This window comes from Nonomuraea sp. NPDC051298 (genome assembly GCF_055586305.1).
On record NZ_JBVJIM010000009.1, the window covers coordinates 189,113 to 205,500 of the forward strand.

Annotated in this window: 13 protein-coding genes; 9 read left to right on the plus strand and 4 right to left on the minus strand. The window is 72.0% G+C overall.

Annotated elements, in window-relative coordinates:
- Positions 1 to 22 precede the first annotated feature (22 nt).
- Positions 23 to 1,183 carry an MFS transporter gene (locus tag ACZ6S0_RS25920; protein WP_465921904.1) on the plus strand — a complete coding sequence of 387 codons (1,161 nt, stop codon included), beginning with the start codon at positions 23 to 25 and terminating at the stop codon, positions 1,181 to 1,183.
- Between the two features lie 46 nt (positions 1,184 to 1,229).
- Here ACZ6S0_RS25920 and ACZ6S0_RS25925 read toward each other — a convergent pair whose 3' ends face one another.
- Both ACZ6S0_RS25925 and pdxR read right to left on the minus strand, forming a co-directional pair.
- Positions 1,230 to 2,186, minus strand: coding sequence for a Gfo/Idh/MocA family protein (locus tag ACZ6S0_RS25925; RefSeq protein ID WP_465921905.1), 957 nt, complete (start codon positions 2,184 to 2,186; stop codon positions 1,230 to 1,232).
- A 51-nt stretch (positions 2,187 to 2,237) separates the two neighbouring features.
- Positions 2,238 to 3,662 carry a MocR-like pyridoxine biosynthesis transcription factor PdxR gene (gene pdxR, locus ACZ6S0_RS25930; RefSeq protein ID WP_465921906.1) on the minus strand — a complete coding sequence of 475 codons (1,425 nt, stop codon included), beginning with the start codon at positions 3,660 to 3,662 and terminating at the stop codon, positions 2,238 to 2,240.
- Between the two features lie 68 nt (positions 3,663 to 3,730).
- Between pdxR and ACZ6S0_RS25935 the strand changes: the two genes are divergently transcribed.
- A complete protein-coding gene (locus ACZ6S0_RS25935; RefSeq protein ID WP_465921907.1) occupies positions 3,731 to 4,606 on the plus strand; it encodes a DMT family transporter in 876 nt (291 codons plus the stop codon).
- 93 nt (positions 4,607 to 4,699) lie between these two features.
- Entirely contained in the window at positions 4,700 to 6,352 is a 1,653-nt protein-coding gene (locus ACZ6S0_RS25940; protein ID WP_465921908.1) for a fumarate hydratase, read from the plus strand.
- 175 nt (positions 6,353 to 6,527) lie between these two features.
- Here the strand turns inward: ACZ6S0_RS25940 and ACZ6S0_RS25945 are convergent, their stop codons facing one another.
- A complete protein-coding gene (locus ACZ6S0_RS25945) occupies positions 6,528 to 6,716 on the minus strand; it encodes a DUF5999 family protein (RefSeq protein ID WP_344877264.1) in 189 nt (62 codons plus the stop codon).
- Between the two features lie 602 nt (positions 6,717 to 7,318).
- Between ACZ6S0_RS25945 and ACZ6S0_RS25950 the strand changes: the two genes are divergently transcribed.
- The 4 genes from ACZ6S0_RS25950 to ACZ6S0_RS25965 all read left to right on the plus strand — a co-directional run bounded on the left by ACZ6S0_RS25950 (position 7,319) and on the right by ACZ6S0_RS25965 (position 12,403).
- Positions 7,319 to 7,927 (plus strand): superoxide dismutase, encoded by a 609-nt coding sequence (locus ACZ6S0_RS25950; protein WP_465921909.1) that lies wholly within the window; start codon positions 7,319 to 7,321, stop codon positions 7,925 to 7,927.
- A 70-nt stretch (positions 7,928 to 7,997) separates the two neighbouring features.
- Positions 7,998 to 9,107, plus strand: a complete 1,110-nt coding sequence (locus tag ACZ6S0_RS25955) for a serine/threonine-protein kinase (protein WP_465921910.1) — start codon at positions 7,998 to 8,000, stop codon at positions 9,105 to 9,107.
- A 35-nt stretch (positions 9,108 to 9,142) separates the two neighbouring features.
- Positions 9,143 to 10,924: a serine/threonine-protein kinase gene (locus ACZ6S0_RS25960; RefSeq protein WP_465921911.1), complete on the plus strand. Its 1,782-nt coding sequence runs from the start codon at positions 9,143 to 9,145 to the stop codon at positions 10,922 to 10,924.
- Between the two features lie 93 nt (positions 10,925 to 11,017).
- The gene (locus ACZ6S0_RS25965; protein WP_465921912.1) at positions 11,018 to 12,403 is read left to right on the plus strand and encodes a class II fumarate hydratase; all 1,386 of its coding nucleotides are present in this window, start codon (positions 11,018 to 11,020) and stop codon (positions 12,401 to 12,403) included.
- 36 nt (positions 12,404 to 12,439) lie between these two features.
- On the opposite strand, the gene trpD is transcribed toward ACZ6S0_RS25965, so the two are convergent.
- On the minus strand, positions 12,440 to 13,504 hold the full coding sequence (gene trpD, locus ACZ6S0_RS25970) for an anthranilate phosphoribosyltransferase (RefSeq protein WP_465921913.1): 1,065 nt from the start codon (positions 13,502 to 13,504) through the stop codon (positions 12,440 to 12,442).
- 241 nt (positions 13,505 to 13,745) lie between these two features.
- On the opposite strand from trpD, the gene ACZ6S0_RS25975 reads away from it, so the two are divergent.
- A complete protein-coding gene (locus ACZ6S0_RS25975; RefSeq protein WP_465921914.1) occupies positions 13,746 to 14,498 on the plus strand; it encodes a 3-hydroxybutyrate dehydrogenase in 753 nt (250 codons plus the stop codon).
- Positions 14,498 to 16,375, plus strand: a complete 1,878-nt coding sequence (locus ACZ6S0_RS25980) for a helix-turn-helix domain-containing protein (RefSeq protein WP_465921915.1) — start codon at positions 14,498 to 14,500, stop codon at positions 16,373 to 16,375. The genes ACZ6S0_RS25975 and ACZ6S0_RS25980 overlap by 1 nt, the downstream gene beginning before the upstream one ends.
- Positions 16,376 to 16,388 lie beyond the last annotated feature (13 nt).

The window sequence follows — 16,388 nt, forward strand, 5'->3', positions numbered from 1 at the left end:
TCCCCCCAATCAGGAGGCCGCCGTGCCGTCCTCACGTGATCGCCGGGCCCGCATGGCCACGTACGTCGTCTACGGCGTCCAGGGCCTGTCCTTCGCCTCGCTCCTCATCCAGGTCGCCAACCTCCAAGCCAAGCACGGGCTCGACGAGGGCACCCTGACATTGCTGCTGCTGATCGTGCCCGTGTTCGCGGGCGTCGGCAGCGTGGCGGCGGGCGCGTTCGCGGCACGCATGGGCAGCAAGGTGCTCCTGCGCGTCGCGCAGCCCGTGGTGGCCGCCGCCGTGGTGCTGGCCGGGCTCGCGCCGAGCGTGCCGCTGCTGGTGCCGGTGCTGCTGCTGTTCGGGCTGGCCGTGGGCGCGGTCGACGCGGGCATGAACATGCAGGGCGTGGCGGTCGAACGTAGGTACGGCGTCCAGGTGCTGAACGGCTTCCACTGCGTGTGGAGCGTGCTCAGCATGACCGGCGCGCTGTGGGCGTCGGCGGCGGCCGACCTGCCGCTGCCGCTCATCATGGCGCTCCCCATGGTCGTCGCGGTCGCCGGCTCCCTGTACGCCGGGCGGCTCCTCTGCACGCCCGAGGAGGAGAAGGCCGACACCGGCGCCCCGGTCACCGGCGGCGGGTTCCCGTGGCGGCCGATCATCCCGCTCTGCCTGGCCATGGGCTTCCTGTACGTCGGCGACGCCGCCGTGTCGAACTTCAACACCGTCTTCATGAAGGACGTGCTCGAAGCGGGGCCGCGGGTGATCCCGCTGGCCTACGTGGCGTACCAGGCGACCACGCTGGCCGTCAGGCTCGGCGGCGACCTCGCCGTGCGCCGGTACGGCCCGGCCGCCATCGTCAGGATCGGCGGCGTGATCGCCACGATCGGGTTCCTGGGCATCGTGCTGGCCCCGAACCAGCCGCTCGGCATCGTGGCGTTCGGGCTGACCGGGGTGGGCCTGTCGGTGGTGGCGCCGCAGTCGTTCTCGGCGGCGGGCAGGCTGGACCCGGCGGGCACCGGCGTGGCCATCGCCCGGGTCAACCTCTTCAACTACGTCGGCTTCATCGTGGGCGCGGCCCTGGTGGGCGGCCTCGCGGACGCCGCGGACATGCGGGTGGCGTTCGCGGCGCCGCTGGTGCTGGCCGCCGCCATCATCGTCCTGGCCAGGGGCTTCGAGCCGAGGAGCGCCGAGGCCGCCGCCTGACCGGCTGCGGCTCGCCGCCGCACCTCCGCGACCCCACTCGCTCACTTCACCGCCGCACCTCCGCGACCTCCACAGGACGTCCCTCGCGCAGTGACAGGTCGGCGGCCTCGGCCACGTAGAGGGCTTCGAGCGCGTCCTCGATCGGGCACAGGCTCCGGTCCGCGCGCAGGAAGGCGTCGATCTCGGCGCGGTAGGCGGACTCGAAGCGGGCGACGAAGTCGGGCCAGGGGTCGTCCGGCCTCGGCAACAGGTCCTCGGGCGAGTGGTGCTCCGCCGAGTGCAGCGGGGCGCGCGAGCTGAGGCCGACGACCTGGGTGCGCCTGGTGCCGGCCAGTTCCATGCGCACGTCGTACCCGCCGCCGTTGTAGCGCGAGCCCTGGAGGGTGGCCAGCGTGCCGTCGTGGAGGGTGAGCAGCGCGGCGCTGGTGTCCACGTCGCCGGCCTCGGCGAAGAACGCGGCGCCGCGGTTGACGCCCTTGGCGTAGACCGACCCGACCTCGCGCCCGGTCACCCAGCGCAGGATGTCGAAGTCGTGGATGTGGCAGTCGCGGAAGATGCCCCCTGAGCGGGCGATGTATTCGGCGGGCGGCGGCGCGGGATCGGCCGTGACCAGGTGCACGCGGTGCAACTCGCCCAGCTCCCCCGCACGCAGCGCCGTCGCCGCCGCCACGTAGCCGGGGTCGAACCTGCGCTGGAACCCGATCTGCACCCGGTTGCCGGCGCTCGCCTCCAGCACCTTGACGGTCTCTGCCACCGTCGCGGCGACCGGTTTCTCGCAGAAGACGGGAAGGCCCCGCTCGCACGCCCTGACGATGAGTTCGGCGTGGGTGCCGGTCGGGCTGGCGATGACGACGGCGTCGGCCTCGAAGGGGTCGCCCGGCCTGCCGTACGGCGACGTACGCACGGGATCGGCCACGATCAGCTCGTCCACCAGCGGATGAGCGGCCAGGGTCGCGGCGTGCACGGCCCCGATCCGGCCCAGGCCCAGCAGTCCAACGCGCATGGCGGCCTCCAATTCGCGATCAGATCTTCTTTCTAGATGAGCATTTCTCCGTCAGTCAACACTTTGTCCTGACATGCGGACTTTCAGCCCTCGTACGGCCTCGGCCGCCTTGTGCGCGGGCAACCGCGCGAACCCCACCACCACGGCCGCCGGGCCCCGCGTCGTCCGCATCGGCGCCACCGGCTCGGCCGACATGCCCAGCTCCAGGGCGACCCGCACCGTACGCGGCTCGTCCCACCCACCCGGCAGCTCCAGGTAAACGTGCAGCCCCGCCTCGATCCCCTTGACCCGGACCTCGGGCAGCTCCTCGGCCAGCGCCGTGACCAGGGCGTCCCGGCGGCGGCGGTACTCCCTGCGCATCCGCCGCAGGTGCTTGTCGTAGCCGCCGGTCCGCAGGAAGTGGGCCAGCGCGTACTGCTCGATGACCGGCGAGCCCAGGTCCAGCTCGCCCCGCGCGCGGCGGACCGCCTCGGCCAGGTCGGGCGGGGCCGCCAGCCAGCCCAGCCGCAGTCCGGGCGCGAGCGCCTTGCTCACGCTGCCCGAGAGGATCACCCGGTCGGGCGCCAGGCCCTGCAGGCAGCCGACGGGCTCGCGGTCGAAGCGGAACTCGGCGTCGTAGTCGTCCTCCAGGATCACCCGGTCGCCCGCGAAGGCCCACTCCATCAGCGCCGCCCGGCGCGGCGGCGAGAGCACCACCCCGGTCGGGAACTGGTGGGCGGGCGTCACGAGCACGGCGTCGCCGCTGAGCCTGCGCACGTCGAGCCCCTGCCCGTCCACCGGCACCGGCACCAGGTGGGCCCCCGCCCGCCGCAGCAGCGGCACCTGGCGGTGGCTGGTCGGGTCCTCCACGGCCAGCCGCAGCGTACGCCGCTGGGCCAGCACGTGCAGGACCAGGCTGAGCCCCTGCGCCACGCCGCCCACGATGACGAGGTGCTCGGGGCGCACGTCGGCCGCCCTGACCCTCCTCAGGTAGCCGGCCAGCTCTTCTCGCAGCTCAGGCACGCCGCCGGGGTCCCCGTAATCGAGGGCGTCCGAGGGTACGGTGGTCAGGACGTGCCTGACGGCCGCGAGCCAGCGTTCACGGGGGAAGTGGCCGAGGTCGGGGGAGGTGGGGCGATGACCGTAGTACGGGGCGCGCACGGAGGTGTCGCGCCACGCCGTCCTGGACCGGGACTGCGCGGACTCCAGGAAACGGGGTGGCAGGGAGGCGCGGACGCCGCCCCGCCCGGCGTTCGTCGGGGTGACCAGGGTGCCGACGCCCACCCTGGAGACCAGGAAACCCTCGGCCACCAGTTGCTCGTACGCCTCCACCACGACGCCCCTGGACACCTGGAGGTCGGTGGCCAGGTCGCGGGTGGCGGGCAGGCGGGTGCCCGGCGCGAGCCGCCCGCCCCTGATCGAGTCGCGCAACTCCGACGCGATCTGCCCGGCGATCCCTCCCTTGCCGCGGTCTATCCGGATGTGGAGGTCGGCCATATTGGTCCTGTCTCCCAGCGGCACATTGGACTGTTTACGCGAACCATTGTCTCCCTAGCATCCCTCGCATGAGAAACGGAATCGTGGGGGCGGCCGCGGCCATGTTCCTGGTCGGAACGCTGGCCGGGGTGTCAGGTCTCATCGGCGACTACCCCTTGTACGGCGGACAGGCCGTCCGGTATCTCGTGGCCGCGGTCATCCTGCTCGTCATCACCCGGCTGCTCGGCCTGCGGTTCGTCAGGATGACCCGTCGAGAGGCGCTCTGCCTGGGCGGCCTGACCCTGCTCGGCCTGGCGTTCTTCAACATCTGCGTGATCGAGTCCACCCGCGCCTCCGGCCCCGCGCTGGTCGGCACCGTGCTCGGCACCGTGCCGCTGGCGCTCGCGCTGGTCGGCGGCAGGCCCGCGCCCCGGCTGCTGCTCGGCGCGGGCATCGTGGTCACCGGGGCGACGCTGGCCACGGGCCTCGGCAGCGGCAACACCACCGGCCTGCTGTGGGCGCTCGGCGCGCTCGTGGGCGAGGTGAGCTTCTCCATGCTGGCCATCCCGCTGCTGCCCAGGCTGGGGCCGATCCGGGTGTCGGCGTACTCGACGGCGCTGGCCGTGCCCATGCTGGCCGTGGTCGGGCTGGTCCACGAGGGGACGGGCATGCTGCGGGTGCCGACGGTGCCCGAGGCGCTCGGGTTCGCCTACCTGGCGGTCGTGGTCACCGTGGTCGCGTTCTTCCTCTGGTACCACTCCCTGCCCAAGCTGGGGCCCGGTCGGGCCGGGCTGTTCGCGGGGCTCATCCCGGTGGCGGCCATCGTCACGGGGGTGGTGCTGGGGGTGGCCGTGCCGTCGGCGTACGACCTGCTCGGCGCGGGGCTCGTCGTCGTCGGCATCCTGGTGGGGCTCACGGCCGAGCGTTCCGGCACGAAGGCGGCGGTACGCCCGTCCGAGGCGTGAGGCCGGCCCGGGACCCCGAGCCGTCCATGGCCTGAGCCGGTCCTCCGGCCGCTCCGAGGGCGCGTAATCTCTTGGAGGACCGAAAGGATGGACATGGGCGAGTTCGACTACACCGACCTGCTTCCGCTTGGAGCCGACGAGACCGAGTATCGGCTGATCACCTCGGAGGGGGTGCGGAAGGTCGAAGCGGCCGGGCGTACGTTCCTCGAGGTCGATCCGGAGGCGCTGCGGCTGCTGACCGAGACGGCCGTCCACGACATCTCCCACTTCCTGCGCGCCTCGCACCTCGCCCAGCTCAGGAAGATCGTCGACGACCCCGAGTCCAGCGGCAACGACCGCTTCGTCGCGCTCGACCTGCTGAAGAACGCCTCCATCTCGGCCGGCGGCGTGCTGCCGATGTGCCAGGACACCGGCACGGCCATCGTCATGGGCAAGCGCGGCCGCCACGTGCTGACCGACGGGCGCGACGCCGAGCACGTCTCCCGCGGCGTGTACGACGCCTACACCAAGCTCAACCTGCGCTACTCCCAGATGGCCCCGCTGACCATGTGGGAGGAGAAGAACACCGGCGACAACCTCCCCGCCCAGGTCGAGCTGTACGCCGAGGACCCCCACGGGCACCCCGACGAGTACAAGCTGCTGTTCATGGCCAAGGGCGGCGGCTCGGCCAACAAGTCGTTCCTGTACCAGGAGACCAAGGCCGTGCTCAACGAGAAGCGCATGATGGCCTTCCTGGAGGAGAAGATCCGCTCGCTGGGCACCGCGGCGTGCCCGCCGTACCATCTGGCCGTCGTCGTGGGCGGCACCTCCGCCGAGTACGCGCTCAAGACCGCCAAATACGCCAGCGCCCGCTACCTCGACTCGATCCCCACCGAGGGGTCGCCCGCCGGCCACGGCTTCCGCGACCTGGAGATGGAGGCCAAGGTCTTCGAGCTGACCCAGAAGCTGGGCATCGGGGCGCAGTTCGGCGGCAAATACTTCTGCCACGACGTCCGCGTCATCCGCCTGCCCCGCCACGGCGCGTCCTGCCCGGTGGCCATCGCCGTCTCGTGCTCGGCCGACCGCCAGGCGCTGGCCAAGATCACGCCGGAGGGCGTGTTCCTGGAGAAGCTGGAGACCGACCCGGCCCGCTTCCTGCCGGAGACCACCGACGACCACCTCTCCGACGACGTCGTCCAGATCGACCTCAACCGGCCGATGCCCGAGATCCTGGCCGAGCTGACCAGATATCCCGTCAAGACGCGGCTCTCCCTCACCGGCCCGCTGGTGGTGGCCCGCGACATCGCGCACGCCAAGATCGCCGAGCTGCTGGACAACGGGGGTGAGATGCCCCAATACCTCAAGGACCACGCCGTCTACTACGCCGGACCGGCCAAGACGCCGCAGGGGTACGCCTCGGGGTCGTTCGGGCCGACGACGGCGGGGCGGATGGACTCGTACGTGGAGAGGTTCCAGGCGGCGGGCGGCTCGATGGTGATGCTGGCCAAGGGCAACCGGTCGAAGCAGGTGACGGAGGCTTGCCGGCAGTACGGCGGCTTCTACCTGGGCTCCATCGGCGGCCCGGCGGCGCGGCTGGCTCAGGACTGCATCAGGAAGGTGGAGGTGCTGGAGTATCCGGAGCTGGGGATGGAGGCGGTGTGGAAGATCGAGGTCGAGGACTTCCCCGCGTTCATCGTGGTCGACGACAAGGGTGACGACTTCTTCACCGACAGGACCGGCCCGGTGCTGAGCATCGGCCGCCGCTGACGGGCCGTGGTCCGCTGACCCGCCGTGGGCCCCTGACGGGCCGTGGTTCGCTGACGGCTGGGTCGGCGTGCGGCGAGGCGGGTGCCGCCGCGAGCGTCTCGCGGCTCACCCGCCCCCTCGCTCCCACGCCGACCTGGTGACACGCGACAGTCACCCTGGTGACGGGCGAAGGCGGTCACGCGGCGACCGACGGCCGGTGCGGCGCCACGACGGAGCCGTCGGGCAGCAGCAGGCCGGTGTCCTCGAACAGCACGACGCCGTTGCAGAGCAGGCTCCACCCCTGGTCGGGGTGGGACGCGATCACGTGAGACCGCTCACGGTCGGGGGAGTCGGCACTCGGGCAAGCGGGGTAGTGACTGCACATCGCGCACCTCTCAGATTGCGCTCCGGATTGCTGGGTCTCAAAAGGGCAGTGGGCGCCCCGACGGCGTGCGAAGGTCCAGCTCGGCTCGGGTCGACTTCTTCGGCCGGCGGCGAACCTGGGTCTGGCGCATCTTCATCACGTCCTTCAACGGTGTGTCTCAGCGGTGAACCGGTGATGGAACCTCGGCGATGCCCTCAGTCTGACGTCGAGGGCCGACAGTTTTCCTGCCGTCCGGCGGGGGGATCTCGCCTTCTCTCATGGCCATGACCATGCCCCCGTCCCCTTACGGCGTCCTTACAACTCACTGACGGGGGCCTCGTGGTTCCTGTCAGTCAGCCTGCCGCAGACCTGGTAGCCCCCTACCAGGCATCATGCACAAATTTCCGGCAGGTCGTTGTGCCGACCGACACACCCGCAGGGCGAGCTGGGAAAACGGCCAGGAAAAGGCGGGCGAGAACGCGTGCGCGGACGGCGGTAAGCCGCCCGCGCGGCGGGACCAATCCGACCTCGGCAGACCGCCAAGGGAAGACCTAGGTCGCAAGTCCGATGTAGGTGCAATGCACTTGCAATAGTGTCGGCCCAGAGATCGCCAAGGAGGTCACATGGGTGACTACACCCTTCCCGACATGCCGTACGACTACGCCGCGCTCGAGCCCGCCATCACCGGCGAGATCCTGGAGCTGCACCACGCCAAGCACCACGCGGCCTACGTCAAGGGCGCCAACGACACGCTCGAACGCCTGGCGGAGGCCCGCGACAAGGCCGAGTTCGCCAACCTGGTGGGGCTGGAGAAGACCTTCGCCTTCAACCTGTCAGGCCACGTGCTGCACTCGATCTTCTGGGAGAACCTCTCGCCGGACGGCGGCGACCGCCCCGACAGAGCCCTCGGGGACGCCATCGACGAGCACTTCGGCACGTTCGAGGCGTTCCAGAAGCAGCTCACCACCGCCACCGCCGGCGTGCAGGGCTCCGGCTGGGGCGTGCTGGCCTGGGAGCCGCTGGGCCGCAGGCTCGTCGTCGAGCAGATCTACGACCATCACGGTAACGTCGGGATGAACACCACACCGTTGCTCGTCTTCGACGCTTGGGAGCATGCGTACTATCTTCAGTACCGTAACGTGCGTCCCGACTACGTCGAGAAACTGTGGGGCCTCATCAACTGGGATGATGTGGCTCGGAGGTTTGCTGACGTGACGAGTCACGCGGGTTGACTTAAGTTCGCAACAAATTATCGGCCCCGCCTCTACTGGTCGGTTTACACAAATAGGTAAGCTGCCTGGCATGCGTGCGCCCTCCGGTTACCTACTCGCCGCGCGCTATCGGCTTCTGGAGCCGGTTGGTCGCGGCGGCATGGGCACCGTTTGGCGGGCACATGACGAACTGCTCGACCGTGACGTGGCGGTCAAGGAAGTGCGGCTGCCGACGGTCCTCGACGAGGAGCTACGCGCCGAGCTGTGCGCGCGCACGGAGCGTGAGGGCCGGGCGACCGCGATGGTCGCGCATCCCTCGGTGATCACCGTCTTCGACGTGGTCACCGAGGACGACCGGCCGTGGATCGTGATGGAGCTGCTCCATTCCAGGTCACTGGAGCAGCTCATCCAGGAGGAGGGCCCGCTCCACCCCCGCAGGGCCGCCGAGATCGGCCGCCAGATCCTGGGCGCGCTGCGTGCCGTGCACGCCAAGGGCATCCTCCACCGCGACGTCAAGCCCAGCAACGTGCTGGTGACCGAGGACCGCGCGGTGCTCACCGACTTCGGCCTGGCCGCGCTCGAAGGTGACGTTTCCATCACCCAGGCGGGCATCGTCCTGGGCTCCGCGGGCTACATCGCCCCGGAGCGGGTGCTCGGCTCGAAGGCCAGCCCGGCGGGCGATCTGTGGTCGCTCGGCGCGACCCTCTACACCGCCGTCGAGGGCCGCGGCCTGCACGGCAGGCGCACTGCCGCCGCCGCGCTCGCCGCCCTGACCAGCGGCGAGCCGATCCCGATGACCAAGGCGGGGCCGCTGGCGCCCGTGCTCGACGCGCTGCTCAGGATCGACCCGGCCACCAGGCTCGACTCCGTACGCGCCTCGCTCATGCTGGCCAGGGTGGCCGCGGGCGGCTCGGCCGAGGAACCCCTGCCGCCGCGCAAGGCCACGCGCCTCCAGGCATCGATTCCCCAGCCCCCTTTCGTACGCAGGCCCGCGCACCGCGGGCTGCACCGGGCCGATCCCCCGGCCGGATCCGTCAACGTGCCCTCGCCGCGGCAGGAGCGCAAATCCGGTGAAGGCGTGCACAGGAAGCGGGTCGAACCACGGCCGGCGCCGTCGGCCTACGCCCGTTTCAAAGCGACGGTGATAAAGTTGTGCCTTCCTCGGCGGTTCTGGCCAAGAGAACTTCGCAAGCGAGGGTAAAGCACTTCCCAAGCGAGAATCGATATCTTCTTCTCATGCCGGAACAGCAGACCCGCCTTCTCGCAGAGCGCTACGAGCTCGTCGCCCCCCTGGGCCGGGGCACGATGGGCACCGTATGGCGCGCTCGCGACCGCGCGCTGGGGCGCGAGGTGGCGGTCAAGGAAATCCGTCAGGACCCGGGGCTCACCGAGGAACAACGCGCCGAGCTACGCGAGCGCATGGTGCGTGAGGGCCGCATCGCCTCGCGGATCAACCACCCGTCCGTCGCCGCCATCCACGACGTGCTCATCCAGGACGACAGTCCATGGATCATCATGGAGCTGGTCGAGGCCCGATCGCTGGAGCAGGTGATCGAGGAGGAGGGGCCGCTGCCGCCGCGCCTCGTGGCGGAGATCGGCGTCGACCTGCTCGGTGCGTTGCGCGCGGCGCACGCCCAGGGCATCACCCACCGCGACGTCAAGCCGGGCAACGTGCTCATCACCGAGAGCGGGCGCGTGGTGCTGACCGACTTCGGCATCGCCAAGGCGGAGGGCGACTCCCGGCTGACCAGGACGGGCATGGTGATCGGCTCGCCCGGCTACACCGCTCCAGAGCGGGCCAGGGGCGAATACACCGGCCCTGAGTCGGACGTCTGGTCGCTCGGGGCCACCCTCTACTTCGCCGTCGAGGGCCGTCCGGCCTACGAACGCTCCACGATCGCCGAGACGCTGGCGGCGCTGCTCACCGAGAACGCCGATCCGCCCACGCAGGCGGGTCAGTTGCGGCCGGTGCTGAACGGGCTGCTCAACAAGGACTACCGGCAGCGGCTCGGCGCTGCCAAGGCGGAGACCCTGCTGCGCATGGTCGCCGACACCCCGACGAGCGAGATGCCGGTGCTCACGGCCGAGGCTCTTATGGCGCAGGAGGCCCCTTTGCCCGACCCGTTCGCCGGCCAGCGGCCCCCCGCCCAGGGAGGGCGTCCGCCGGTCGGCCACGCACCGCAAGGCCCCGCCGGACAACCGCCCGCAGGCCACGGCCCGGTTCCCCAAGGGCACCCCGGAGTGGGCGGGCCGCAGGCGGCGAGCCCCATGGGGCCCGGCGGGCCCGCGGGCCCGGGAGCGCAACGGCCCCGTGGCCCAGTCGGCGGCCCAGTCGGACAGGGCCCCGCGTCGGGGCCGGGTGCCAGGCCAGGGCCACAGGGGCCCGGCGCGCCGACCATGCCGCAGCAGACCGCGCCACCCGCCTATCCCCCGCCGGGACAGCATCACTTCGCCCCGGACGCCCCGGCCCCGGGCCAGGCGCACGCCGGTACGCCCGGCGCTCCCGGCGCTCCCGAAGGCGGCTACGACCCCGAGCGGACGGTCAGCATCGCGCGTCCCAAGGGGCCGTTCCCCGCGCCGCCCGGCCAGGGCGCGGGCCTGCCGCCCGAGGACGAGGGCTCCGTCACCACCACCCGCATCCCCACGCCGAAGAGCGGCTCCCCCGGCCAGCAGGTCTACCCGCTGCCCACGCCCCCGGCCGGTCAGCCCCACCCGCACAACCAGCCGCACAACCAGCCGCAGAACCCGTTCCCCAACCAACCCCAGAACCAACCCCAGAATCAGCCACCGAATCAGCCACAGCCAGGGCCGCAGCAGCAGATGCCGCCGCAGGGGCCCCCGCACCGGCCGGGGCAGTTCCACCAGGGGCAGGGGCTGGGCACCGACCTGTTCGCGATCGCCGGGCCACCGGAGAAGCGCCCCACGGGCAACCGCAACGGCATGCTGGTGCTCATGGCGGTGGCCGCCGCGGCGGCCGTGGTGATCGCCGTGCTCATCGTGGCCCTGTTCTCGAGCTGACCTGGGTTCCCGAGCAGGCCCGCGTCCCGCCGCGGGCCTGTGGACCTGGGGGCCTTCCTGGGGATCACGCGTCCGTGGGACAGACTGGAAGTCATGAGCGAGTTCAGGATCGAACATGACTCGATGGGCGAGGTACGCGTCCCCGCAGGTGCCCGGTGGCGTGCCCAGACCCAGCGGGCAGTGGAGAACTTCCCGGTGTCGGGCCGCCCCTTGGAGCCCTCGCACATAGCGGCGCTGGGTCTGATCAAGGCCGTGGCGGCGGAGGTCAACGGCGAGCTGGGCGTGATCGACAAGGACCTGGCCGAGGCGATCGCGCAGGCCGCCGCGGACGTGGCCGAGAACGAGCACGACGCCCACTTCCCGATCGACGTCTTCCAGACCGGTTCGGGCACCTCGTCCAACATGAACGCCAACGAGGTGATCGCGACGCTGGCCGAAGAGCGGCTGGGCCGTCCCGTGCACCCCAACGACCACGTGAACGCCTCCCAGTCGTCCAACGACGTCTTCCCCACCTCGATCCACGTGGCGGCGGCCACCGAGGTGACCTACCACCTGCTGCCCTCGCTGCGGCACCTGGCCGAGGCGCTGCGGGAGAAGGCGGTGGAGTTCGACGGGGTGGTGAAGTCGGGGCGCACCCACCTCATGGACGCGACGCCCGTGACGCTGGGCCAGGAGTTCGGCGGGTACGCCACGCAGATCGAGCACGGCGTCGTCCGGGTCACGGCGGCGCTGGAGCACGTGCTCGAACTGCCCCTGGGCGGCACCGCCGTGGGCACCGGCATCAACACGCCGCAGGGCTTCGCCCAGGAGGCCGTCGGCAAGCTGCGCGAGGCCACCGGCATCCCGTTCCTGGAGGCCCGCGACCACTTCGAGGCCCAGAGCGCGCAGGACTCCATCGTGGAGCTGTCGGGGCAGCTCAAGGTGGTGGCGGTGTCGCTCACCAAGATCGCGAACGACCTGCGCTGGATGGGCTCGGGGCCGCGGGCCGGGCTGGGCGAGATCAACCTGCCCGACCTGCAGCCGGGCTCGTCCATCATGCCGGGCAAGGTCAACCCGGTGATTCCCGAGGCCACGGCCATGGTCGCGGCCCAGGTCATCGGCAACGACGCGGCGATCACGTTCGCCGGGGCGTCCGGGGCCTTCGAGCTGAACGTGCAGCTCCCCGTGATCGCGCGCAACATCCTGGAGTCGATCCGGCTGCTGGCCAACGTCTCGCGCCTGCTCGCCGACCGCTGCGTCTCCGGCATCACCGCGAACGTGGAGCGCCTGCGCGAGTACGCCGAGTCGTCCCCGTCGATCGTCACCCCGCTCAACCGGTACGTCGGCTACGAGGAGGCCGCGAAGATCGCCAAGCAGGCGCTGGCGGAGCGCAAGACGATCAGGGAGGTCGTCATCGAGCGCGGCCACGTGGCGAACGGCACGCTGACCGAGGAGCAACTCGACGCCGCGCTCGACGTCCTCTCCATGACCCGGCCCTGATCGGCACTGATCGGCCCCGACCGGACCGGCGCCGGATCAGCTCCTGACCGGCTCGGTGCGCTCCGCGGCGGCGCGGGTGGCCTGCGTCCAGCGGGCGAGCAGGGTCCGGGCGGCGCCCGAGTCCACCGCGTCCGCGGCCCGTTTGCGGGCGGCGGCGAGCGCGGGCGTCAGGTCGGCCGCCGGCGGCGTGCCGTCGGCGGCCACCACCGCGGCGGCCGCGTTCAGCAGCACGATGTCGCGCACCGGGCCCCGCTCGCCGCCGAGCACGGCGCGGGCCACGTCCGCGTTGTGCCGCGCGTCGCCGCCCCGCAGGTCGTCGGGCCTGGCCCGGGGGATCGACAGGTCGAGCGGGTCGAAGGAGGTGCGGGTCACCGCGCCCCGGCGTACGACCCAGACCGTGGAGGGCCCGCAGGTCGTCAGCTCGTCGAGCCCGTCGTCGCCACGGAAGACGAGCGCGGAGCAGCCGCGCTCGGCCAGCACCCCGGCGATGACCGGCGCCATCGTCGGATGGTAGACCCCCACCGCCTGCGCGGGCGGCAGCGCCGGGTTGGTCAGCGGCCCCAGGAAGTTGAACACCGTGGGCACGCCCAGCTCGCGGCGCGGCCCCGAGGTGCGTTTCAGCGCCGGGTTGAACACCGGCGCGAAGCAGAACGTGATGCCGACCTCGTCCACCACCTCGACCACGGAGGCGGGCGGCAGGTCGATGACCACGCCGAGCGCTTCGAGCACGTCCGCGGAGCCCGCGGCGGAGGAGGCGGCCCGGCCGCCGTGCTTGACCACCTTCGCCCCCGCGGCGGCGGCCACGACGGCGGCCATGGTGGAGATGTTCACGGTGTTGGCCCGGTCGCCGCCGGTGCCGACGAGGTCGACCGGGTCTCCCGCGACCCGGATCGCGGACGACCTGGCCAGCAGCCCGTCGGCCAGCCCCGACACCTCGGCCACGCTCTCGCCCTTGGCCCGCAGCGCGACCGCGAACGCGGCGATCTGGGCGTCGGTGGCCCACCCCGACATGATCTGCTCCATGGCCCAGGCGGCCTGGCGCGAGGTGAGTGACCCGCCGTCGAGCAGCGTGGTGAGGAGCCGCGGCCAGGTGGTGATCATGAGTGTCCCCTTCTCGTCAGTGCTCGACGGGGGACACCCACCGGAAACGGTGACGGCCGCCTCGCCGAGGCGGCCGTGTGCGCATGCGCCGGGTGGTCCGCCTAGGAGGCGGGCCACCACTGGGACGAATACGCGATCATGCCCTCAACATAGCAGATGCCCTAGATCCACATATCACGCCAGGCATCTATGTCGCCCGCACCCATGCGGCGCGGCGCGCCGACCGCCTAGGGTGCGGGGTATGGGGAACGAGCTGACGGGGCGGACCGCGTTGGTGACGGGGGCCGGGAGCGGCATCGGAGCGGCCTGTGCCCGGCGGCTGGCCGCGGCGGGCGCCAAAGTGCTGGTCGTCGACATGCGGGCCGAGTCCGCCGGGAAGGTGGCCGCCGAGGTCGGCGGCACGGCCGTGGTGGCCGATCTGAGCGATCCCGGCTTCACCGCGGCACTGCCCGACGAGCCCGTGGACATCGTGGTCAACAACGCGGGCTTCCAGCACGTGGCGCCCATCGAGGAGTTCCCGCCCGAGGTCTTCGCCACGATGATGCGGGTGATGGTCGAGGCGCCGTTCCTGATCGCGCGCCGGCTGCTGCCCGGCATGTACGCCAGGGGCTGGGGACGGTTCGTGCACATCTCGTCGGTGCACGGGCTGCGGGCCTCGCCGTACAAGTCGGCCTATGTCACGGCCAAGCACGCGCTGGAGGGCTTCTCCAAGGTGGTGGCGCTGGAGGGCGCGGCCCACGGGGTGACCTCGACCTGCGTCTGCCCCGCGTACGTACGGACCGGGCTGGTCGAGGCGCAGATCGCCGACCAGGCACGGGTGCACGGCATCGCCCTCGAGGAGGTCGTGGCGGACATCATGCTGGAGCCCGCCGCGATCAAGCGGCTGATCGAGCCCGAGGAGGTGGCCGAGCTGGTCGCCTACCTGTGCGGGCCCGCCGGATCGTTCGTCACCGGGGTGTCGCTGCCCGTGGACGGCGGCTGGACGGCCCGCTAGTGGTCAGGCGCTTTCTGGAGCTGCTGGCCAGGGAGGCTTCGGCGGTCGAGTTCGAGGGCCCGATCATCCAGGCCAGGGCCGCCGGCGCGGACCCGGCCGCCATCGAGGAGCTGGAGCAGGCCAAGGTCGAGGCGCTCAGGGTGCGCGCGCTGCTCAAGCGGCGCGCGCGGCGGGAGGCGGAGCTGTCGGCCCTGTACGACACGGCGGGCGACCTGGCCGCGCTGCGCGACCTCGACGCCGTGCTGGAGGCGATCGTGCACCGGGCCAGGCAGCTCCTGGCGACCGACGTGGCCTACATGACGCTGCACGACCCCGAGCGGGGCGACACGTACATGCGGGTCACGGACGGGTCGATCTCGGCGAAGTTCCGGGCGCTGCGGCTGGCCATGGGGGCCGGCCTCGGCGGGCTGGTGGCGCAGACGGCCACCCCCTACTCGACGGCCGACTACTTCGCCGACGCCAGGTTCCGGCACAAGGAGCACATCGACGAGGCCGTCAAGGAGGAGGGCCTGGTCGCCATCCTGGGCGTGCCGCTGCGGCTGGGCCAGCGGGTGATCGGCGTGCTGATGGCGGCCAACCGCAGCGCGCGGCCGTTCCACCAGGAGGAGGTGTCGCTGCTGGCCAGCCTGGCCGCGCACGCCGCCGTCGCGATCGACAACGCCCGGCTGCTGCAGGAGACCAGGAACGCGCTGGAGGAGCTGTCCCAGGCCCACAGGACGGCCAGGGAGCACGGCGAGGCCGTCGAGCGGGCCGCCATGGCGCACGACAGGATGACCTCGCTGGTGCTGCGGGGCGGCGGGATCGAGGACGTGGCGGCCGTGGTCACCGACGTGCTGGGCGGGTCGCTGGCCGTGCTCGACGACCTGGGCCGGGCGATCAGCGGCGACGTGGGCGAGCTGGACGCCGGGGTGTTCGAGGCGGCGCAGGCGTCGCGGGCGCTGGGGCGTACGGTGCGCAGGGGCGACCTGCTGATCGCGTCCGTGGACGTCGGCGGTGAGCCGCTGTGCACGCTGATCCTGCGCAGCGACGACGCCGACGAGCGCATCCTGGAGCGGGCGGCGCTGGTGTGCGCGTTGCTGCTGCTGTTCCGCAGGAGCGTGGCCGAGGCCGAGGGGCGGGTCAGGGGCGAACTGCTGGACGACCTGATCTCGCGGCCAGGCTCGCCCGGCCTGGCCGACCGGGCCAGGCGGCTGGGCATGGACCTGGGCGCGCCGCACGTCGTGGTGGTGGTCAAGCACTCCGGCCAGCGCGAGCGGGCGGCGTTCTGGGCCTCCTCGCAGGCCACCGTACGGCACGGGCTGGCGGCGGGGCGGGGCGAGGAGGAGGTGGTGCTCCTGCTGCCCGGCCAGGACGCCGGCGGCCTGGCGCAGCGGGCGGCGGCCGAGCTGACGACGTCGCTGCACAGCCCGGCGACGGCGGGCGCCTCACCCGTGGGCGCTGCCCAGGTGCGCGACGTCGCCGCCGCCTACCAGGAGGCGCGCAGGTGCGCCGAGGCGCTGATCGCGCTCGGCCGGGCCGGTGACGGGGCGAGCGCGGCCGAGCTGGGGTTCGTCGGGCTGCTCGTCGGTGACGGCCGCGACGTGCGCGGCTTCGTCGACCGCGTGCTCGGCGCCGTGATCGACTACGACGCCCGCCGGGGCACCGCGCTGGCCGACACGCTGAGCGCCTACTTCGGCACGGGCGGCTCCCCCTCGCGTACGGCCGAGGTCATGCACATCCACGTCAACACGGTCACCCAGCGGCTGGACCGCGTCGGCAGGCTGCTGGGCGAGGGCTGGCTGGAGCCCGAGCGGGCCCTGGAGATCCAGCTCGCGCTCCGCCTGCACCGGCTGGGCCACACATCGGCCGGGAAGACTGTAGGTCCGCACACCATATGAGTGACCCCGGTCA

Coding starts and splice junctions, on each gene's coding strand:
- ACZ6S0_RS25925 (WP_465921905.1), bottom strand. CDS start 2,186: ATGCGCGTTGGACTGCTGGGCCTGGGCCGGATCGGGGCCGTGCACGCC.
- pdxR (WP_465921906.1), bottom strand. CDS start 3,662: ATGGCCGACCTCCACATCCGGATAGACCGCGGCAAGGGAGGGATCGCC.
- ACZ6S0_RS25935 (WP_465921907.1), top strand. CDS start 3,731: ATGAGAAACGGAATCGTGGGGGCGGCCGCGGCCATGTTCCTGGTCGGA.
- ACZ6S0_RS25940 (WP_465921908.1), top strand. CDS start 4,700: ATGGGCGAGTTCGACTACACCGACCTGCTTCCGCTTGGAGCCGACGAG.
- ACZ6S0_RS25945 (WP_344877264.1), bottom strand. CDS start 6,716: ATGTGCAGTCACTACCCCGCTTGCCCGAGTGCCGACTCCCCCGACCGT.
- ACZ6S0_RS25950 (WP_465921909.1), top strand. CDS start 7,319: ATGGGTGACTACACCCTTCCCGACATGCCGTACGACTACGCCGCGCTC.
- ACZ6S0_RS25955 (WP_465921910.1), top strand. CDS start 7,998: ATGCGTGCGCCCTCCGGTTACCTACTCGCCGCGCGCTATCGGCTTCTG.
- ACZ6S0_RS25960 (WP_465921911.1), top strand. CDS start 9,143: ATGCCGGAACAGCAGACCCGCCTTCTCGCAGAGCGCTACGAGCTCGTC.
- ACZ6S0_RS25965 (WP_465921912.1), top strand. CDS start 11,018: ATGAGCGAGTTCAGGATCGAACATGACTCGATGGGCGAGGTACGCGTC.
- trpD (WP_465921913.1), bottom strand. CDS start 13,504: ATGATCACCACCTGGCCGCGGCTCCTCACCACGCTGCTCGACGGCGGG.
- ACZ6S0_RS25975 (WP_465921914.1), top strand. CDS start 13,746: ATGGGGAACGAGCTGACGGGGCGGACCGCGTTGGTGACGGGGGCCGGG.